This is a genomic window from Pseudomonas sp. LB3P81, assembly GCF_054897965.1.
This window is the reverse complement of the sequence record NZ_JBUBVG010000001.1, coordinates 4,185,971-4,206,399: the sequence shown is the minus strand read 5'-3', so window position 1 is coordinate 4,206,399 and position 20,429 is coordinate 4,185,971. Positions and strand designations below refer to the sequence as shown.

Annotated in this window: 18 protein-coding genes; 7 read left to right on the top strand and 11 right to left on the bottom strand. The window is 60.9% G+C overall.

The annotated features are described in order from the left end of the window. The first annotated feature begins 50 nt into the window (after positions 1-50). Both ACYZTL_RS19435 and ACYZTL_RS19430 read left to right on the top strand, forming a co-directional pair. Entirely contained in the window at positions 51-971 is a 921-nt protein-coding gene (locus tag ACYZTL_RS19435; RefSeq protein ID WP_461953113.1) for a histone deacetylase family protein, read from the top strand. Between the two features lie 280 nt (positions 972-1,251). Then, positions 1,252-2,493, top strand: coding sequence for a TIGR03862 family flavoprotein (locus ACYZTL_RS19430; RefSeq protein WP_461953112.1), 1,242 nt, complete (start codon positions 1,252-1,254; stop codon positions 2,491-2,493). 124 nt (positions 2,494-2,617) lie between these two features. On the opposite strand, the gene ACYZTL_RS19425 is transcribed toward ACYZTL_RS19430, so the two are convergent. Both ACYZTL_RS19425 and yedA read right to left on the bottom strand, forming a co-directional pair. Further along, the gene (locus ACYZTL_RS19425; protein ID WP_008031738.1) at positions 2,618-3,952 is read right to left on the bottom strand and encodes a DEAD/DEAH box helicase; all 1,335 of its coding nucleotides are present in this window, start codon (positions 3,950-3,952) and stop codon (positions 2,618-2,620) included. A gap of 52 nt (positions 3,953-4,004) precedes the next feature. Next, positions 4,005-4,931 (bottom strand): drug/metabolite exporter YedA, encoded by a 927-nt coding sequence (yedA, locus tag ACYZTL_RS19420; RefSeq protein ID WP_461953111.1) that lies wholly within the window; start codon positions 4,929-4,931, stop codon positions 4,005-4,007. Positions 4,932-5,096: 165 nt separating this feature from the next. Here yedA and ACYZTL_RS19415 point away from each other — a divergent pair, with 165 nt between their 5' ends. Beyond that, positions 5,097-5,549, top strand: coding sequence for an Lrp/AsnC family transcriptional regulator (locus ACYZTL_RS19415; protein WP_461953110.1), 453 nt, complete (start codon positions 5,097-5,099; stop codon positions 5,547-5,549). 138 nt (positions 5,550-5,687) lie between these two features. Here the strand turns inward: ACYZTL_RS19415 and ACYZTL_RS19410 are convergent, their stop codons facing one another. The 3 genes from ACYZTL_RS19410 to ACYZTL_RS19400 all read right to left on the bottom strand — a co-directional run bounded on the left by ACYZTL_RS19410 (position 5,688) and on the right by ACYZTL_RS19400 (position 7,770). Further along, positions 5,688-6,299, bottom strand: a complete 612-nt coding sequence (locus ACYZTL_RS19410) for a 3'-5' exonuclease (RefSeq protein WP_461953109.1) — start codon at positions 6,297-6,299, stop codon at positions 5,688-5,690. Between the two features lie 22 nt (positions 6,300-6,321). Further along, the gene (locus ACYZTL_RS19405; RefSeq protein ID WP_064675757.1) at positions 6,322-6,801 is read right to left on the bottom strand and encodes a LabA-like NYN domain-containing protein; all 480 of its coding nucleotides are present in this window, start codon (positions 6,799-6,801) and stop codon (positions 6,322-6,324) included. A gap of 249 nt (positions 6,802-7,050) precedes the next feature. Beyond that, the gene (locus ACYZTL_RS19400) at positions 7,051-7,770 is read right to left on the bottom strand and encodes a DUF2076 domain-containing protein (RefSeq protein ID WP_461953108.1); all 720 of its coding nucleotides are present in this window, start codon (positions 7,768-7,770) and stop codon (positions 7,051-7,053) included. 178 nt (positions 7,771-7,948) lie between these two features. Between ACYZTL_RS19400 and ACYZTL_RS19395 the strand changes: the two genes are divergently transcribed. Next, positions 7,949-8,623 (top strand): YciC family protein, encoded by a 675-nt coding sequence (locus ACYZTL_RS19395; RefSeq protein ID WP_461953107.1) that lies wholly within the window; start codon positions 7,949-7,951, stop codon positions 8,621-8,623. A gap of 66 nt (positions 8,624-8,689) precedes the next feature. Next, positions 8,690-9,766: an endonuclease/exonuclease/phosphatase family protein gene (locus ACYZTL_RS19390; protein ID WP_461953106.1), complete on the top strand. Its 1,077-nt coding sequence runs from the start codon at positions 8,690-8,692 to the stop codon at positions 9,764-9,766. Between the two features lie 157 nt (positions 9,767-9,923). Here the strand turns inward: ACYZTL_RS19390 and ACYZTL_RS19385 are convergent, their stop codons facing one another. From ACYZTL_RS19385 to ACYZTL_RS19365, 5 genes are all read right to left on the bottom strand, one after another. Then, complete coding sequence (locus tag ACYZTL_RS19385) at positions 9,924-10,760, bottom strand: ABC transporter ATP-binding protein (protein WP_461953105.1); 837 nt, start codon at positions 10,758-10,760, stop codon at positions 9,924-9,926. Beyond that, the gene (locus tag ACYZTL_RS19380) at positions 10,748-11,551 is read right to left on the bottom strand and encodes an ABC transporter permease (RefSeq protein WP_033054201.1); all 804 of its coding nucleotides are present in this window, start codon (positions 11,549-11,551) and stop codon (positions 10,748-10,750) included. Before ACYZTL_RS19380 ends, ACYZTL_RS19385 begins: the two co-directional genes overlap by 13 nt. 9 nt (positions 11,552-11,560) lie before the next feature. Further along, complete coding sequence (locus ACYZTL_RS19375) at positions 11,561-12,547, bottom strand: ABC transporter substrate-binding protein (protein WP_461953104.1); 987 nt, start codon at positions 12,545-12,547, stop codon at positions 11,561-11,563. Between the two features lie 398 nt (positions 12,548-12,945). Then, positions 12,946-14,316, bottom strand: a complete 1,371-nt coding sequence (locus tag ACYZTL_RS19370) for an aspartate aminotransferase family protein (protein ID WP_461953103.1) — start codon at positions 14,314-14,316, stop codon at positions 12,946-12,948. A 34-nt stretch (positions 14,317-14,350) separates the two neighbouring features. After that, the gene (locus ACYZTL_RS19365) at positions 14,351-15,841 is read right to left on the bottom strand and encodes an aldehyde dehydrogenase (protein WP_461954337.1); all 1,491 of its coding nucleotides are present in this window, start codon (positions 15,839-15,841) and stop codon (positions 14,351-14,353) included. Between the two features lie 225 nt (positions 15,842-16,066). On the opposite strand from ACYZTL_RS19365, the gene ACYZTL_RS19360 reads away from it, so the two are divergent. Next, the gene (locus ACYZTL_RS19360; RefSeq protein ID WP_461954336.1) at positions 16,067-16,987 is read left to right on the top strand and encodes a LysR substrate-binding domain-containing protein; all 921 of its coding nucleotides are present in this window, start codon (positions 16,067-16,069) and stop codon (positions 16,985-16,987) included. Between the two features lie 135 nt (positions 16,988-17,122). Here ACYZTL_RS19360 and hrpB read toward each other — a convergent pair whose 3' ends face one another. Beyond that, positions 17,123-19,639 carry an ATP-dependent helicase HrpB gene (hrpB, locus tag ACYZTL_RS19355; protein WP_461953102.1) on the bottom strand — a complete coding sequence of 839 codons (2,517 nt, stop codon included), beginning with the start codon at positions 19,637-19,639 and terminating at the stop codon, positions 17,123-17,125. 362 nt (positions 19,640-20,001) lie between these two features. On the opposite strand from hrpB, the gene ACYZTL_RS19350 reads away from it, so the two are divergent. Next, a complete protein-coding gene (locus ACYZTL_RS19350; protein WP_461953101.1) occupies positions 20,002-20,421 on the top strand; it encodes a polyribonucleotide nucleotidyltransferase in 420 nt (139 codons plus the stop codon). Positions 20,422-20,429: the final 8 nt, after the last annotated feature.

Below are 20,429 nucleotides of genomic sequence, written 5' to 3'. Positions count from 1 at the left end.
GGTAGGATCGTTCACTCATTCCTACACGCCGTACTTTATAAAAGCCCGTCATGCCACTGCCGCTGATCTACCACGAAGACTACAGCCCCGAGTTCCCGGCGGATCACCGCTTCCCGATGGACAAGTTTCGCCTGCTGCGCGATCACCTGGTGGACAGCGGGCTGACCCGGGACGCCGACCTACTGCGCCCGGAACTCTGCCCACCGGAGATTCTCGCCCTCGCGCATGACGCTGCTTATATCGAACGCTACATGAGTGGCGAGTTGTCCCGCGAAGACCAGCGGCGCCTCGGCCTGCCGTGGAGCGAAGCGCTAGCCCGGCGCACGGTGCGCGCGGTCGGCGGTTCCCTGCTGGCGGCGGAACAAGCGCTGGAACACGGCTTGGCCTGTCACCTGGCTGGCGGCACGCACCATGCGCATTACGACTACCCGGCGGGGTTCTGCATCTTCAATGACCTGGCGGTGATCAGCCATTACCTGCTGGAAAGCGGTCGTGTGAATCGGGTGCTGATCTTCGATTGCGACGTGCATCAGGGCGACGGGACTGCACGGATTTTGCACAACACACCGGAAGCGGTGACCGTTTCCCTGCACTGCGAGAAGAACTTTCCTGCACGCAAGGCCGAAAGTGACTGGGACATCCCGCTGCCCAAAGGCATGGGCGATGCCGATTACCTGAAGGTGGTGGACGACGCGCTGAATTATTTGCTGCCGCTCTATCAACCGGATCTGGTGCTGTATGACGCCGGGGTCGATGTGCATAAGGATGACGCACTCGGTTATCTGAAGCTGACAGACGAAGGCGTGGCCGCTCGCGATGAAAGCGTGATGCGCCATTGTCTGGGGCGGGATATTCCGGTGGTCGGGGTGATTGGCGGCGGCTATAGCAAGGACCGTAAGGCGCTGGCGCGACGTCATGGAATCCTCCATCACAGCGCGCAGCGGGTGTGGACGTCATCAGGTTGTCATTGAGGCGTGAGTCTTTACCCACAATGTCTGTGGAACTGCCTGTGGATAACCTGAGTGAAAGGGCCTGCAGGCCATGTTGTGCATAGCCTGCGAAGGGGTGGTTGTTTTTTGATCAGCTTTCCATAACACCACTACCCCCTGTGGGAGCGGGCTTGCTCGCGAAGGCGATTTAACATTCAACATAGATGTCGACTGGCCCACCGCTTTCGCGAGCAAGTCCGCTCCCACATTGACCTAGGCTGGTAGAATGCCCGGCCTATTCCGCCAAACCGCAGCGCATTCCATGACCCAATCTTCCGCCGCCCTCCCCCCTCACGTCGCCATCATCGGTGGCGGCCCCGCCGGCCTGATGGCCGCCGAAGTGTTGAGCCAGGCCGGAATCAAAGTCGATCTGTACGACGGCATGCCTTCAGTGGGGCGAAAATTCCTGCTGGCCGGGGTCGGTGGCATGAACATCACCCATTCCGAAGCCTACCCGGCATTTCTTTCACGCTACGCCGAGCGCGCTCCGCAGATTGCGCCGCTGCTGCGCTCATTTGGCGCTGATGCGCTGTGCCGATGGATTCACGACATGGGCATCGAAACCTTTGTCGGCAGCTCCGGCCGTGTGTTTCCGACCGACATGAAAGCCGCGCCCCTGTTGCGTGCCTGGCTCAAGCGCTTGCGAGATGCCGGCGTGGTTATCCACACCCGCCACCGTTGGCTCGGCTGGAATGCCGATGGCAGTCTGAAAGTATCGAGCCCCGACGGTGAAAAAAACCTCACGCCCGACGCAACCCTGCTGGCCCTCGGCGGCGGCAGTTGGTCGCGCCTCGGCTCGGACGGCGCGTGGATGTTGCCACTGGAGCAGCGCGGCGTAGGACTGGCGCCGCTGCAGCCGAGTAATTGCGGCTTCGAGGTGCAGGCCTGGAGCGAATTGATGGTCAGCAAATTCGCTGGCGCGCCGCTGAAAAACATCGCCATCGGGCTCAACGACGATGTCCCGCGCCTCGGCGAATGTGTGATTACCGCCACCGGGATTGAAGGCAGTTTGATCTACGCCCTGTCAGCGCCAATCCGCGAAGCAATCAATCAACACCACTCGGCGACGATTCATCTGGACCTCTTGCCCGGCAAGCCTGTGGATAAAGTTCAGGCTGCACTGAGCAAACCGCGCGGCTCACGTTCCATGTCCAAACATCTGCACAGCCAGCTCGGGATTGATGGCGTAAAAGCTGCGCTGCTGCGTGAACTGACTGCGGCTGAATGCTTCGCCGATCCGGCATTACTGGCCAAAGCGATCAAGGCGTTGCCACTGACGCTGGTGAAAACCCGCCCACTGGATGAAGCCATCAGCAGCGCCGGTGGCGTGATGTTCGAGTCGATGGACGAGCGTTTGATGCTCAAGCAATTGCCTGGCGTGTTTTGCGCGGGGGAAATGCTGGATTGGGAAGCGCCGACGGGTGGCTATTTGCTGACGGCGTGTTTCGCCAGTGGGCGAGCAGCGGGGTTGGGGATGGTGGAGTGGTTGAAGCGCAAGGGCTGAAGACCGAGGCGCGCCCTTCGCGAGCAAGCCCGCTCCCACAGGTGACCGAGTTCTTCCAGAGATAATGCGGTCAATGTGGGAGCGGGCTTGCCCGCGAAGGCGGCCTAACAGCCGCCGCAGTAAATCAAGGCTTACGCTTACGCGGCCCAGTATTGAACACCGGTACCTTGCGCACAGGCTTGATCGAAGGCTCAGGCGCCGAAGCATCCCCGCTCTCAACCCATTTACCCAAATTGCGTTTACCGCCACTGGACGTCTTCGGCTTCTTCGGTTTTTTCGGCTTCTTCACCACCTGACCGCTGGCATCGGTATCCGGCACGCGGTGCTCAGGTTCAAAATCATGTTCCATCTGCCGAGGCAATGTCTGACGCGTCAACGTCTCAATGGCCGACAGCAAATTCACTTCATCGGCGCACACCAGCGAAATAGCCTGCCCGGTGGCACCCGCACGGCCAGTACGACCGATCCGGTGGATGTAGTCCTCCGCCACGATCGGCAGGTCGAAATTGACCACCAACGGCAAATCTTCGATATCCAGACCACGGGCCGCGACGTCGGTAGCGACCAGAATCTGCACTTCGCTGGCCTTGAATCGGTCCAGCGCGCGCTGACGGGTCGCTTGAGGTTTGTCGCCATGGATGCCGTCGGCGTTGATGCCCAGCCCCTGGAGTTTCTCCACCAACGCGTCCACACCATTGCGGGTCTTGGCGAACACCAGCACCTGCTTCCACTTGCCCTTGCGCAGCAGATGGATGAACAGCTCCGGCTTGCGCTTCTTGTCCACCGTCACCACCCACTGTTTAACAGTGTTGGCTGCTACGTTGCGCGGGCTGACTTCGATGCTCAGCGGATCATTGAGCATTTGACCGGCCAGCAGGCGAATCGCATCGGAGAAGGTCGCGGAGAACAGCAGTGTCTGACGTTTCTTCGGCAGCACCCGGTAAATGTTCCCCAGCTCCTCGGAAAAGCCCAGGTCGAGCATGCGATCGGCTTCGTCCAGCACCAGGGTTTGCAGCTGGTTGAACTTCAGCGCGTTCTGGCGGAACAGGTCGAGCAAGCGGCCCGGCGTCGCCACCAGCAGATCGACGCCTTTGCGCAGCTTCATCATTTGCGGGTTGATGCTGACACCGCCGTACACCGCATAAGTGCTCAACGGCAGGTTCTCGGCGTACTGACGCACGGCTTCGTGAACCTGTTCGGCCAGTTCGCGGGTCGGCACCAGGATCAGCGCGCGCACCGAGTTGGCGGTGACTTTCGGCCCTTCCATGGCCAGCAATTGCAGCAACGGCAGCGCGAAACCGGCGGTCTTGCCGGTGCCGGTCTGCGCGGCGGCCATCAGGTCACGACCGGCCAGCACCGCAGGAATGGCTTGCGCCTGAACCGGCGTCGGGGTCTGGTAGCCGAGCGTCTCGAGAGAGCGCAGCAAGGGTTCGATCAGGCCAAGGGTGGCGAAAGTCATGGGATTACCGTAGGAAAATTCAGCGCGGGTGTGCAATGGCGCGCAGTTTACCCTAATTCACGCTCGATTCTGTCTGCACCACGGCAGCCGGTCGTTGCGGCGCCCGGCGCCACTGCGGCAAACCGATCAGCACCACCGCGCTGATGATGACAAGCATGGCCAACGCTTCTTCGATACCGATGGTTTCGCCGACGAACACGATCCCCAACAACACCGCCACCGCCGGGTTGACGTAGGCATAACTGGTGGCCGCCGCGGGACGCACGTTTTTCAACAGGTACATATAGGCGTTGAAGGCGATGATCGAACCGAAGAAGGTCAGATAGGCCAGCGCCGCCCACCCTTCAATCGGCGGCATGGCTTCCAGATGCTCACCGCTCAAGGCACTGCCGATCAGCAGCGCCACACCGCCGACCAGCATTTCCACGGCACTGGCCATCGCGCCCTGGGGCAGCGGCAAATGTTTGCTCCACACCGAACCGAACGCCCAGGTCGCTGCCGCAAAGATCAGCAACATCGCACCCAGCGGGCTCGATTGCAGGTTGGAACCGAGGTTGAGCATTGCGATGCCGATCAGCCCGAGCACAATCCCGGCCCATTCGAGACGGGTATTACGCGCGCCCCAGAAATATCCGAAGAGCAAGGTAAACAACGGCACCGTCGCCACCGCCAATGCGGCGACGCCGGAAGCGACCCCCGTATGTTCCGCCACACTGACCCCGCCGTTACCGCACGCCAGCAGCAAAATGCCGATCATCCCCGCCGCTTTCCACTGCGCCCAGGTCGGCGCCGGGGCCCCGCGCCAGCGCAGGAACGCATACATCAAGGTCCCGGCGATGACAAAGCGAATACCGGCGAGCAGCAAGGGCGGCCAATACTCCACGCCGATGCGAATCACCAGGTAAGTCGAGCCCCAAATCACATACAAGGCGAAAAAGGCAGCGATCAACGGCAAGGGAAAACGGCGCAGGCCAGGCATGGGGGCAACTCGCAGGCAAGGACAAATGAACAGCTATTCTAGAAAGGCCAACGACGGAAAATAAGTTACAAAACCTGTTTATAGCGCCGGCATACTTTTCAAAACACGGAGATCAGCGCTATAAACCGTGTTTTCGAAAGTCAGCCATTTTTCAGGAATTCGCTCATGGACAAATACGACCGCATGCTCCTCAGCGCCCTGCTGGAAAACGGTCGTGCGTCCTACGCCGACCTCGCGCGCAAGGTCAACCTGTCCGCCCCGGCCGTGGCCGAGCGCGTGGCCAAACTTGAGGCCAGCGGAGTGATTACCGGTTATCAGGCGAAAGTCGACATGGCCAAGCTAGGCTTGCCGATCCAGTGCGTGATCGAACTGCGCCTGAATCAGCATGGCAATCAGAAAGCCTACGACGACCTGATCAAAATCCCACAGCTGACTGAGTGTCATCGGGTGACGGGTGATCCGTGCGTGATCATGCAAGCGGCGGTGGGCTCGATGCCGGAGCTGGAAGAGTTGATTAACCGGATTGCCAAGTTCGGGTTCAGCAAGACGTCGATCGTGTTGTCGAGCGCGATAGAGAAGCGCGTGCCTCTGGGGCACATCGAAGGGAATGGCAAATAGCTCTCCTGTAGGAGCTGTCGAGTGAAACGAGGCTGCGATCTTTTTAAAGTCAAAGTCAAAAGATCGCAGCCTCGTTTCACTCGACAGCTCCTACAGAGAGCCGGGTGTTCGGGGGTTAGGGGATTTGCGGTGTGTCTGTCAGAACCCGCGATGGCGCTTAAGATGCTCATTGATCTTCGCCGCCGGCACTTTCTGCAGGCTGACCAGCAGATCATGGGACAACTCCCGCAACCCGTGCTTCTGCCGCAACTCCTGGGCCAGATGCGCCGTCAGGTTGGCCGCCATCTCGGCGTCAGCCATCGCCCGGTGAGCCTGGCCGGTATGAGGCAGTTGGGCGAAGGTAGTGAGCGTACCGAGCTTGTGATTCGGCGCAGCGGGCATCAGTCGTCTGGCAAGTAGCAGCGAGCAGGCAAAGTTCTGCAACCGCGTGCGTTTGATCCGCCCCAACTCAAAGTCCCAGAACTTCTGGTCGAACGCGGCGTTGTGCGCCAGCAACGGCGTGGTGCCGACGAATTCGTTGACCTCGTTCATCACCTGCTCGGCTGATGGCGCGGTGCGCAGCATGGCGTTGCTGATGCCGGTGAGTTGTTCGATGAAGGCCGGGACGCGGACGCCGGCGTTCATCAGGCTCTGGTAACGCTCGACGATGCGCCCCTGTTCAAGGATCACCACGGCAATTTCCGTGGCCCGGCAGCTGCTGCTCGGGGAGATCCCGGTGGTTTCAAAGTCGATGACTGCTATGCGTTCCAAACCTGTTTCAACTCCGTAAAAATCAATTCTTGAGCAGCAACGCGCCTTCGATCGGCACGTAGCGGCTGGCGGCGCGGATCAGCGAGTTGGCCGTCAGACCCGGCACGCCGTAGGCCACCGCTTGCACGCCGTGCTTGGCGATGATGCGTTCCAGCAGCATGTCGAAATCACCGTCACCGGAAGCCAGCACCACTTCGTCGACGTGATCCGCCGCGTCCATGATGTCGAGGGTGATGCCCACGTCCCAGTCGCCCTTGGCCGAGCCATCGCTGCGCTGGATATAGGGCTTGAGCTTCACGGTGAAACCGAGATTGCGCAGGATCTGCTGGAACTGCTGCTGTTTGCTGTCGCCACGATCAATCGCGTAGGCGTAGGCCTCGACGATCTCGCCCTGCTTGCTGATGTCAGCCCACAACGCGGCGTAGTTGAAGTGGCAACCATAGGCCTGACGCACGGTGTAATAGAGGTTTTGCACATCGGCGAACACTGCAATTTTTTTCACCGTGCATCCTCTTTCGCGCAGACGGGATCAGGCACCAGGCCCGAAAAGTTGCCCAGTATGCCAGCCTGAAGGATTGTTCCGCGAATAATCGGCCCGGAGCATCTTGGAGCCTCGGACGAATGGCAACCTGTGGCGAGGGAGCTTGCTCCCGCTGGGTCGCGAAGCGGCCCCCAAAAAAAGGACTGCTGCGCAGCCCAGCGGGAGCAAGCTCCCTCGCCACGGGTTCGGTGTTACACCTGTAACGTTGAATCAGACGAAGGAGTCGTCGTCGCCGCCGAAGAACGATGAACTGTCATCGCTGTAATCACCAGAGTTGTCAGCCACACGCTGATCGTCGTCCCAGCCGTTGTCACCGCCCTGATCGTTGACCTGAGCCGGTTCTTCCTTGATCACTTCAACCACTTCCGGCTGCTGGTTGTGGTGGAACAGGCTACTGATGCCCTGTGCCAGCATCACGCCACCCGCCACACCGGCTGCGGTTTTCAGCGCGCCACCGAGAAAACCGCCACCGACCGGCTGTTGCGGCGCGTAATTCTGCTGCGGTGGCGGCGCACCGCAATTTTGCTGTGGCGGCGGCGAATTGAACGACTGCCGCCCAGGTTCACGCCAACCGCCACTGGAGGGCGGCGCACTTTGCGCAGGCGCTTCACGGGAATTGCCACCAAAAATACTCGACAGGAAGCCACCGCCGCTCGGCGCCGGAGCAGCCGTCTGTGCCTTGGCCGATTGCAGTTCGGCCTGCAATTGCCGGACTTGCTCGGCGAGTTGCTTGTTCTGTTGGTCGAGGCTTTTGATTGCTGCCTCTTGCACCAGAATCGCCTGGGTCATGAAGTAACCCGCCGTGGATTGGCGAGTCAGGTGTTCCTTGATCCGCGCCTCGGCCTGGGCGTCGCGCGGGGCTGAATCCGTTTCGGCCTGTTGCAGCCGGGAAAACAGTCCATCGATCAGGGTTTGTTCTTCGCTGTTCATGGCGACCTCGTAGATTGCCGGGGAAATCGTTGTCTTTCTCCACTGAGGATAAGGTGCTCGACCTTAATGGAGGCTGAAACAAGTTGTTTCAATGACCTTTACCGAACGTTTACGTTTGCTTCCGGCGGTACATCATCGGTTACAGTGCGTTACTAAATGTGGCCTGCGATACCGACTGATGAATCCGTTCGATGTACTGCGTGACTCTTTGTATTTCTTCAAGCGCAATCTGCGCCAGATCGTTCGGCTGTGCCTGCCGCTGGTGATCTTCGAAGCGCTGCTGCAACAAGTGGTCGATCACTCGACTGAGCCGGACAGTTTTCCCGGCATCAGCGTGATTGTCGGTTTGCTGGTTTATCCGCTGTACACCGCCGCGCTGATCCTGTTTCTCGATGCGCGCAGCCGTGGTGAATCGCCACGCAACCGTGACCTGCTGTCGAGGGCCGCCTACCTGTGGCCGCGCTTCGCCCTGCTGACCGCGCTCAATACCGTGCTGATCCTGATCGGCCTGTCGCTGTATTTCCTGCCGGGCATCTGGCTGATGGTGACCCTCGCGTTCGGCGAGTACCTGCTGGTGCTGCGCGGCCTGGCGCCACTGGCGGCGATGAAGGAAAGCCTGCGTCTGACCCGCGGCCATTTCATGCGCATCCTGGTGTGCATTCTGTGTGTGATGGGGCCGTTGTGGGTGCTCAAGGGCTTGACCCTCCAAGTTTACCCGGAGCCGCAGAACCCGGTGATTTCCCTGCTGATCGACAGCGCCCACAGCTTTTTGCAGTTGTTCACCAGCGTGGTGTTGTTCCGTTTGTTCATGCTGATCAGCGACGTTCCCGAGAAAATCGACCGGCCGCTCTGACCGTGGGCTTCGGCGCCGCTCTCGGTTATGCTCGGGGCCATCTTTTGTAACGCTATAAGCCGAGCCATGACCCGACTACTGCGCTACACCCTGCTGGGCCTGTTGATTGCAATCGGCCTGATTGCCTTGCTGATCTACAGCCTGACCTGGCGCCCCGAGGCCAGAGAAACGCTACCGGTCAGTTGCAACGCTCAGGCACCGACACTGGTGCCCGGCCAGGCGTTGAAAGTGATGACCTGGAACGTTCAGTACCTGGCGGGTAAACGCTATGTGTTCTGGAATGATCTGGCGGCCGGCAACGACGAAAACCCGACACCCGAAGACATGGCTTTCAGCCTCGATGAAGTGGCGCAGGTGATTCGCGACGAGCAAGCGGATGTCGTGTTGCTGCAAGAGCTCGATGACGGCGCCAAGGCCAGCGATTACCAGAACCAGTTCAAGCTGCTTCAGGAACGGCTCGCCGACCTGTATCCCTGCAGCGCTCACGCCTTCGACTGGAAAGCTGATTTCGTACCCGAGCCGCACATCTTCGGCAGCGTTGGCCGGCAACTGGCGACCCTCAGTCGCTACAAGATCGAACACGCCGAACGCCTGCAACTGCCGACCATGCCGGCCAACTTCATCAGCCGCCAGTTCAAACCGAGAAACGCGTTGTTGGTGACTTACCTCCCGTTGGGCGACGGCGGTCAGATCGCGGTGCTCAACACTCATCTGGACCGCGTCCTTCAACCCGACGACACGCTGCAAGCCCAGGTGACCGCCGTCGCCAAAGTCCTCGACAAATACGAAAGCCGTGGCACGCCGTGGCTGATCGGCGGCGACTTCAACCTGTTGCCGCTGGGTCAATATCGACGCCTGCCCACTGAACAACGCACGCCCTACTCCGCCGACAGTGCGTTGCACCTGTTGTGGGACAAGTACCCGATGATCCCGACCAACAATGAAGCCAGTGGAATCGATCGGGCGCAGTGGTTGACGCATTACCCGAATGATCCGGGCTTGAACGGCCCGGACCGGACTGTCGACTACCTGTTTTACAGTCCGCGGATCAAGCGGGTCGAGGCGATGGTGAGGCAGGACGATACCTTGCGGATCTCCGATCATTTGCCGGTGATTGCGCGGTTTCTCCTGCCCGCCAACTGAGAATGCTGAACCTGTGGGAGCGGGCTTGCTCCGGGCGGCGTTCCGACGAAAGCGGTATGTCAGTCAACATCAATGTTGAATGGTCAATCGCCTTCGCGAGCAAGTCGAATCGTCGCACCGCCGCTCCCACAGGGATGGTGCCTAGCCGACATCCGGCTCAATGCACCTCTTCCAAATCGTCATGCAGCAACCCGAAGATATCGCGCTTCATCTCGATAAAGGAGCGCTCCATGACCATGTCCAGAGTCCGTGGGCGTTCGATCGGCACGTCCAGAATCTGCTTGATCCGCCCCGGTCGCGCACCCATCACGTAAACCCGGTCGCCCAGCAAAATCGCCTCGTCGATGTCGTGGGTCACGAACAGCACGGTCTTCTTGCTGTTGCCCCAGACCCGCAACAACAGCTGCTGCATTTGCAGGCGCGTCTGGCTGTCGAGTGCGCCGAAGGGTTCGTCCATCAGCAGGATTTGCGGGTCGTTGGCCAACGCCCGAGCAATCGCCACACGCTGCATCATGCCGCCGGACAGCTGCTTGGCGTAGTTGTCGGCGAACCCGGTGAGGCCGACTTCATTGACGTAGTAATCGACGATTTCCTTGCGCTGCACCGCCGCCATGCCGCGACGCTTCAGGCCGAACTCGACGTTCTGCCGCACGGTCAGCCACGGGAACAGCGTATAGCTCTGGAACACCATGCCGCGATCCGCGCCGGGGCCCTGCACTTGCTGGCCGCCGACGTAGATCTCGCCTTCCGTGGGTTCATTCAGGCCGGCGGTGAGGTACAGCAAACTCGACTTGCCGCAACCCGACGGCCCGACCAGCACGGCAAATTGCTGATCCGGGACCTCGAACGAAACCTGATCCAGCGCGGTGAACATTCCGCCGTCGGGCTTCTGGTAACGCAGGCTGACCTTGTCCACTTGCAGGCGTGGAGCGGCGTGCGCCGGGGCGGCCATCGGGGTGACGAAACGCGGGTTGACGGCGGTTACTGAGCCCATGCGGCAATCCTCAGACGAAGGAAACGGAACAGTTGATCGGTGACCAGGCCCAACAGGCCGATGATCGCGATGGCGAGGAAAATCACATCCACCTGAAAGCCGCGCATGGCCTTGAGGCTCAGGTAACCCAGGCCACTTGAAGCGGCGACCAGTTCGGCGACCACCAGGTACGTCCAGGCCCAGCCCATGGTCACGCGCAAGGTGTCGAGCACGCCCGGCAACGACGCCGGGGCGATCACGTGCAGCACGGCATCGCGACGGTTTGAACCCAAGGTGTATGAAGCATTGATCAGGTCTTTGGAAATGCCTTTGGACACGTCCGCGATCATCACCAGTTGCTGGAAAAACACGCCAAAAATGATCACCGAAACCCGCTGTTCCAGACCGATGCCGATCCACAGGATGAACAGCGGCACGAACGAGGTCACCGGCAGGTAGCGAATGAAATTGACCATCGGCTCGAGGAACGCCTGGACGATGCGAAAGCTGCCCATCAGCAACCCCAGCGGCACCGCCACCAGCGACGAAACAATGAAACCGACCATCACCACTTCGACGCTGGCCCACACATGTTGGCCGAGCGTGCCGTCGCGGCTCAGGCGCACGGCGGCCTCGACCACCGCGCCCGGCGTCGGCAGGAACATGCCCGGCACCACGCCGCCGTACGACAACCCGGCCCAAAGACCGACCAACAACACCCAGGCCAGACCGCTTGCGCTCCAGATCACCGACACCGGCAGGCCGGTCTTGGGCGTGATGCAGCGGCTCAGCCATGAATTGCGCTTGAACATGCGAACCTCCTACAGCGGGGTAACGAAGCGGTTGTCGATCAGGTCGTCATTGCTGACGTTGTAGGGTTTGCCCTGCAATTCACTGGCAGTTTCATTGGCCAGTTTGATCAGCGGTTCGCTGTCGCCCGGCTTGCCGGGCGAGCCCAGCAGCTTTTCGCTCATGGCCTGATCGTAGAAGCGCACGCCTTGCGCGGCAGCTTCCAGTTCCTTCGGATCGGCAAGATAACCACCGACTCCTTTGGCCATGATTTTGTAGGCGTCCTGCGGATGGTCCTTGGTGTACTGCACCGCTTTGTACAGACCGGCGACCAACGCCTTGACGTCTTCCGGCTGTTTTTCGATGACGGTGCAGTTGAGCGCGACCACATCGACAATGACGCCCGGCGTGCTGCTACTGTCGATCAGCACCTTGCCCTGTTGCTTGCTGCGGACCATCGACAGGTGCGGTTCCCAGGTCACGGCGGCGGGCACGCGACCGGCGATGAACGCGGTGGCGGCGTCGTCGGCCGTCATGTTTTGCACGGTGATGTCGCTCATGGTCATGCCGTGTTTTTTCAGCAGATACGAGAGCCAGAATTGCGAAGTGGAACCTTCGTTCACTGCCACGGCTTTGCCTTTCAGCTCCTGCAGACTCTTGACGTCCTTGCCCACCAGAACACCGTCGCCACCATGGCTGTCGTCCAGTGCAGCGACAGCTTTGAAGCAGAATTGCGGACGGTACTTGAGCACTTCGTCGATGGTTGACGCCGAGCCGGACAATTCGCCCGAGGCCTGCGCGGCCATGTACATCGAAGCCTCTTCGACGACGGGCAACTCGACGGTCAGACCGTTTTCCTTGAAGTAGCCCAGGTCCTGGGCGAGGTAGAGCGTGCCGTAACCGACCCACGTGGTGTGGCCGATAGAGAGGGTGCCGGCCTGGGCGCTGGTGGCGACCGTGGCGGCAATGGCGGTGATCGCCAGTGGATGAGCAACGCGGGTAAGCAAGGACTTGATCATGGAGCACTCCCAAAGCTGTTGATTTAGTTTTGTCATGGGCAGTACGGCCAGCGGCCCTGGTGAAGAGCTTCCACTTGTGGTCTCTGATGGACCTTGTTGTGGGCAGCGTTCGGCTGACTGGCGAGGTCGATGTTGGAGCAAGGTGGGGATTAGGAAAATCAGGAAATATGTCGTTGGGAGTGATGAAAAAACTGGGTAGCGGGGGCTGTAAAAGGGCGGGGTTGGCGGGGGTGCACAAGGTGAAAACTGTGGTGAGTCGGCTATCGCCTTCGCGAGCAAGCCCGCTCCCACATTGGATCTGTGTCGACCTCGGGATCCGGTTCAACACAGTTCCAATGTGGGAGCGGGCTTGCTCCGGGCGGCGTTCCGACGAAGAGGCCTGAAAGAGCGCTACAAAATCAAAGCCGGCCGTATTCCTGAGCCGTACGATCCACCGCTTTCAAGGTCTTGCCGACGAGTTCATCCACTTCCTCACGACTGGCAATCAACGCCGGCGCCATGATCATCCGCCCTTGCGTCGAGCGAATGATCACCCCTTCCTCAAAGCCAATCGTGCGGCAGCGCCAGGCAATGTCGTTCTCGTTGGCAAAGCGCTTGCGGCTGGTTTTGTCTTCAGCCAACTGCAACGCCGCGACCATCCCGACACCCTGAATATCCCCCACCAACGGGTGATTGCCGAACACCTCGCGCAGGCACTGTTGCAGGTACGGCCCGATGTCGTCCCTGACCCGCGTCACCACCCCTTCATCGCGCAGCGCCTTGAGGTTGGCGATGGCCACCGCTGCCGCCACCGGGTGCCCGGAATAGGTCAGGCCGTGGGCAAACACGCCGCCCTGCTCCACCAATACCTGCGCCATTTTCTTCGACAGAATCAGCCCGCCCATGGGGATGTAACCGGAGGTCAACCCCTTGGCGATCGACAGTGTGTCCGGCTCAAAACCGAAGTGCTCATGGGCGAACCATTCGCCGGTGCGACCGAAGCCGCCGATCACTTCGTCAGCGCACAACAGCACGTCGTACTGACGGCAAATCCGCTGAATCTCCGGCCAGTAACTTTCTGGCGGGAAGATCATCCCGCCCGCGCCCTGGAATGGTTCGGCGATAAACCCGGCGACCTTGTCCGCGCCCAATTCGAGAATCTTCGCTTCCAGTTGCTGCGCTGCCCGCAGGCCGAATTCAGCCGGGGTCAGGTTGCCTTCGTGGGCGAAAAAGTACGGCTCGTCGATGTGCTCGATGTCCGGCAGCATGCCGCCCATTTCGTGCATGAACTTCATGCCACCGAGCGCCGTCGCCGCCAGGGTCGAACCGTGGTATCCGTTCCAGCGACCGATCATGACTTTCTTCTCGGGCTTGCCGAGGATCGTCCAGTAACGCCGCACGGTGCGGATCAGCACCTCATTCGCTTCGGAGCCGGAGTTGGTGTAGATCGCGTGGCTGTAGTGCCCCGGCAGCAGGCTGAACAGCAACTCCGACAGCTCGATCACCTGCGGGTGGGTGGTGTGGAAAAACATGTTGTAGTACGGCAACTGCTCAAGCTGTCGAGTCGCTGCAGCCGCCAGATCCTTGCGGCCGTAACCGAGGTTGGTGCACCACAGCCCGGACATGCCGTCGAGGTAACGCCGACCATCGTTGTCCCACAGGTGCAGCCGCTCGCCACGGACCATCACCCGGGGTCCTTCGTCATTGAGCGCCTTCTGATCGACGAATGCGTGGATGTGATGCGCAGCGTCGGCGGCCTGGTAGTCGCGGGTTTCACGTGGTGTGGTCATCGCCAGTTCTCCGTTTTGTTGTTAGCGGCTGTTATTAGCGCAGCTGAAACCAAGTGGTCTTCAACTGGGTGTATTTATCGAATGAGTGCAGCGACAGGTCTCGGCCGAAACCGGACTGTTTGCCGCCGCCGAACGGCACGGTCACGTCGAGCGCATCGACGCTGTTCACCGACACCGTGCCCGCCCGCAGTTGCCGCGCCACGCGGTGCGCGCGATTGAGGTCGTCGGTCCACAGCGACGCGGCCAGACCGTAGACACTGTCGTTGGCCAGTTGCAAGGCGTGTGCCTCGTCATCGAACGCGGTGACCGCCAGCACCGGGCCGAACACTTCGTCGCGAAACAGCGGCATGTCCGGGCTCACATGGGTGAAAATCGTCGGCTGAATGAAGTTGTCCGAACCGTTGAAGATCGACTGTCGGCCGCCGCATATCCGCGTCGCGCCCTGACGTTCGGCGTTTTGGATGAACTTCATGATGCGCGCGGTCTGGCGGCTGTCGACGATCGCCCCGGCACTGCTCGACGGGTCCAGCGGATCACCCGGCAGCCAGCGTTCGGCCTGCGCCTTGAGGCGCTGGACGAACTCATCATGAATCGAACGCTGCACCAGCAACCGCGAGTTGGCCGAACAGACTTCGCCCTGATTGAAGAAGATCCCGAACGCGGCCTTCTCGGCAGCCAGATCCAGATCCTGACAATCGGCGAACACCAGGTTGGCGCTCTTGCCACCGCATTCCAGCCACACCTGTTTCAGGTTCGACTGCGCGGAATACTGCATGAAATATTTGCCGACTTCGGTGGAGCCAGTGAACACCAGGCAATCGACGTCCGGGTGCAAACCGAGGGCTTTGCCGGCCTGTTCACCGAGGCCCGGTAGCACGTTCAACACGCCTGCCGGCAACCCGGCTTCCAGCGCCAGCTCGGCCAGGCGCAGGGCGGAGAACGGTGATTGCTCGGCGGGTTTGAGGATCACCGAATTGCCTGCCGCCAGCGCGGGCGCGAGTTTCCACGCGGCCATGTCCAACGGAAAATTCCACGGCACCACGGCGGCGATCACGCCCAGTGCTTCGCGGGTGATGGTCGCCAATACGTTCTGCGCACTTGGCGCGATCTGATCGTAGAGTTTGTCGAGGCTTTCGGCGTACCAGCGAAACACCCCGGCCGCGCCCGGCACGTCGATGTTGTAGGCGTCCATCACCGGTTTGCCCATGTTCAGCGAATCCAGTAGTGCCAGTTCTTCGCGGTGGGTCATGATCAGATCGGCCAAGCGCAGCAGCACTTGCTTGCGCTCACCCGGCGAACGCGCCGCCCAGGTGCCGGCCTCGAACACCTGCCGCGCATTTTTGACTGCGGCGTCCACGTCTTCAGCGCCGCACGCGGTCACGTTGGCCAGGCACTGGCCGGTGGCCGGGTTGATCGCAGCGAAGGTCTGGCCCGACTGCGCCGAGCGGGATTTACCGTCGATTACAGCCTGGTCGGGAAACTGCAGTGCAGCGGCTTTTTTTTGCCAGTATGCAAGCTCGAACACGTTCAGATGCTCCATGGGCTTTTCTTGTGTCTGGATGGTGGCCCAGGCCCGTGTCGAGGAAAAATAGTAAAAATGTCTTCGCAGACCATGAAAAAACTGGGCAGCCCATCTCCACGGTCGCGCGGTATGTGGTTATTGTTCAGGCACAACAACACCGTCGTCAGAACGGATGCAGTCGGCGCAAAAATGGCCTGGATGTCGAGTCCATCCACCCCGAGGTTTGCCGTGGCTGCCTACAACCTGCGTCAATTGAAGTACTTCATCACCACCGTCGAATGCGGCAGCGTCGCCGAGGCCTCGCGCAAGCTGTACATCGCTCAGCCGGCGATCTCCACGGCGATCAAAGGCCTGGAAGACAGCTTCGGCGTGCAATTGCTGATCCGTCATCACGCCCAGGGCGTGTCCCTGACCCCCAGCGGTGCGCGCTTCTACCGCAAGGCCCAGGAACTGTTGCGCATGGCCAAGGAGTTCGAACAGAACGCCCTGGCCGACAACGACGTGGTGGCCGGGCAAATCGACATCGGCTGTTTCGAAACCGTCGCCCCGCTGTACCTGCCGCAATTGATTGCCGGGTTCTCGGCGCTGTACCCGGGCGTAAAAATCCGCATCCGCGACGGCGAGCAGCAAGAGTTGGTGCAAGGCCTGACCTCAGGCACCTTCGACCTGGCGATCCTCTATGAACACGACCTCGACGCCACCATCGAAACCGAACCACTGATGCCGGCACAGCGGCCTTATGCATTGCTGCCGGCGGATCATCGCTTTGCCCAACTCAAGCAAGTGTCGCTACGTGATCTGTGCCTGGAGCCGATGATCCTCCTGGACGTGCAACCGAGTCGGACCTACTTCGTCAGCCTGTTCGAAGAGCTGGGTCTTACGCCACACATTGCCTTCAGCTCACCGTCGATCGAGATGGTCCGGGGCATGGTCGGCCAAGGGTTCGGCTTCTCGATCCTGGTCACCCGACCGCATTCGGAATGCACCTACGACGGCCAGAAAGTGGTGTGCGTGGACATCGTCGAAGACGTCACCGGCTCAGGGTTGGTGGCGGCGTGGTTGAAGCGCGGGCAACTGACCAAACCGGCGCAGTTGTTTGCGGATTACTGCCGGGAGCAGCTCACTGCGAAGGCCGGGACAATAACCTGAGTCAGGTGAAACCCCTGTGGCGAGGGAGCTTGCTCCCGCTCGACTGCGCAGCAGTCGCAGACCATTCTGATGGGGCCGCTTCGCGGCCCAACGGGAGCAAGCTCCCTCGCCACAAGTTTGTGTTCGGCCTAGGGGTTACTTACGGGGTTTGATCCGCGCCGTAGCCTCAGCCACCAAGGGATCATCCGGCCAATAATGCTTCGGATACCGCCCCTTCAAATCCTTCTTCACCTCGGCATACGTGCTGCGCCAGAAGTTCGCCAGATCCTGCGTCACTTGCACCGGCCGCCGTGCCGGTGACAATAGATGCAGCTTCACCACCTGCCGCCCGCCGGCGATGCGCGGCGTTTCGGCCAGCCCGAACAACTCCTGCAAGCGCACCGCCAGAATCGGCGGCTGTTCGCTATAGTCCAGACGAATCGACGACCCCGACGGCACACTTAAATGATGCGGCGCCAGTTCATCCAGCCGTTGCGGCAACGGCCACGGCAGCAGGTTATGAACGATGCTCGACAAATCGAGATTGGCAAAATGACTGAGCCGCGAGACCTTCCCCAGATACGGCATCAACCAGTGCTCAAGGCTTTTGAGCAGCGCAGCATCACTCACATCCGGCCACTCACTCTCACTCTTGCTACCCAGATCCAGCTGCCGCAACAGCGCAACCCGCGCCTGCCACTGACGCAACTCCGGCGTCCACGGCAACAGCTCCAGCCCTTTGCGCCGCACCAGGTTCACCAACGCCTGGCTGCGCGCGGTTTCATCCAGCCCGGTCAACGGTTCACGGCTGAGGATCAGCTCCCCGACCTTACGCTGACGCTCGGCGCGCAACACGCCTTCGCGCTCATCCCAATCCAGCTGATCGACCACGCGAACCTGCTCGGCCAGCACCGAATCGAACAACGCCGGATCGAAATCCGCCGCCAGATAAATCCGTTCCTCACGCTGCCCCTGACGACTGCCGAGATCGGCGATCACCAGCCACGACTGTTTCATCAAACTGTCGGCTTCGGCGAACAGCGCCGCGCGACCGTTGGCCAGGCGATACTCCGCGCCACCGGCACGACGCTGCTGCGCCACACGGTCTGGATAGGCCAGCGCCAGCAAGGCGCCGAGCCAGCGTGGATGATCCGGATCGCCGACCGGCTCCGACGCCTTGCCACGCAGATAACCGCGATATTGACGCGCCAGTTGTCGCGCCCGTTGCACGCCGCCCTGAGCACCGCGCGCAGCACGCTCCTCACCGGACAAGAGCACCAACCGACTGTGCAGATCGGCGCCGACACCACGCAAGATATCCCGCTCACCGAGCAACGCCGCGACATCGCACGCCATCTCCGCCAAGCCGAGCGCCTGCCCGCGCAGCAGCAAATGGGCGATGCGCGGATGCGCCGGCAACTCGGCCATGGCCTGACCGTGACGGGTCAGCGACCCACCGTCCAGCGCTCCCAGTCGATCAAGCAAGTCCTGAGCCTGGGCATAAGCCGCTGCCGGCGGAACATCCAGCCACACCAACTGCATCGGTGTCACGCCCCAACGTCCGAGTTGCAAGGCCAGACCAGCAAGATCCGCCGAAAGAATCTCCGCACTGGCGTAGGCCGCCAGTTGTTCGTGCTGATCCTGCGACCACAAGCGATAACACACGCCCGGCTCCAGGCGCCCTGCCCGACCGGCGCGCTGAGTGGCGCTGGCGCGGGAGATGCGTTGCGTGTCTAGGCGGGTCATGCCGCTGCCCGGATCGAAACGCGGCACTCGCGCCAGCCCGGCATCGATCACCACGCGCACGCCGTCGATGGTCAGGCTGGTCTCGGCGATGTTGGTCGCCAACACGACTTTGCGTTTTCCGGTCGGGGCCGGATCGATCGCAGCGCGTTGCGCGGCGAGGTCCAGTTCACCGTGCAACGGACAAAGCAAAATCTGCGTGCTCTCGCCCAGCGAATCGGCCAGTTGTTGATGCACCCGGCGGATTTCCGCTTGCCCCGGCAGGAACACCAGAAGGCTGCCGGTTTCGTCGTTCAAGGCTTCGAGAATCGTCTGCACCAGACGCGGCTCGATGAATTCGCCGGGCTGGAACGGCCGCCCCCAGCGCATCGCCACCGGGTACATGCGCCCTTCACTGCGCAGGATCGGCGCGTCATCGAGCAACCCGGCCAGGCGTTCGCCTTCCAGCGTGGCCGACATCAACAGGATTTTCAGCGGTTGATCGTCGCGAAACAGCTCCCGTCCATTCAGGCTCAGGGCCAATGCCAGATCGGCATCAAGACTGCGTTCGTGAAATTCGTCGAAGATCAGCAAGCCGACGCCTTCCAGCGCCGGGTCGTCCTGCAAGCGTCGGGTGAGAATGCCTTCGGTGACCACTTCGATACGGGTCTTGGGGCCGACTTTGCTATCGAGCCGAATGCGATAGCCAACGGTTTCACCGACTTTTTCGCCCAGTTCACTGGCCAGACGTTCCGCCGCCGCACGTGCAGCCAACCGGCGCGGTTCGAGCATCAAAATGGTCTGCCCGGCCAGCCACGGCTCGTTGAGCAAAGCCAATGGCACCCGGGTGGTTTTACCGGCGCCGGGCGGTGCTTCGAGCACGGCTTCGTGGCGTGTAGCCAAGGCTTCACGCAGGGCGGGTAAAACTTCATCAATCGGCAAAGAAATCATGCTGGCTCCACAGGGCGTGCCCACAGTAAATTGCGAGTCGCGTTGAAGCTGTGGGCGTGCCAGGCAAGGCGCGGGACGCAGGTAAGGGTCGTTTCCTTACCAAGTTCCGCAACGCAGCATGGCGCGTCCACAGCTTCAGCCCGGAGGGCCGAACCCCCATAAAATTCATCAGCCGTTACGCGTGGTCGATCTGGAAAAAACAACTTCAGTACTCAACTATTCCAGGAAGGGGTGAGACGCGGCCGCAATTTACTGTGGGCACGCCCTGCCGCGCCGAGTATAACGGCGAACTGCTCGGCGTTTATCAGGGTCCTAACTCATAGAGACGCCCTTTCGTTTTGAAATGACCAAGGAGATTTCATATGCGTGTTCCCTTTCGCCTGATTGGCGGTGTACTGGTCGCGACCCTGCTGACCCAAATAACCGCCTGCGGATCGATTTTCTACCCCGATCGCCGTGGGCAGATCGAAGGCAAGATTGACCCGGCCATCGCCGCGCTGGATGCCGTGGGCCTGTTGTTCTACATCATCCCCGGCCTGATCGCGTTTGCCGTGGACTTCGCCTCCGGCGCGATCTACTACGCACCGGGCGAGACCGCGCACGTGGCGCCGGAAAAACTCAAGGAAGCCATCGGTGCCGACGGCAAGGTCGATACCCACAAGTTGCAGACTATTCTTGAAACCGAACTGGGCCGTAGCTTCCCGCTGAATGACCCACGCTTGATTCAACACAAGGGCAGCACTCAGCAACTGGCGATGCTCGGCCTGCAACCTGCCGCGTAATTTGTGCA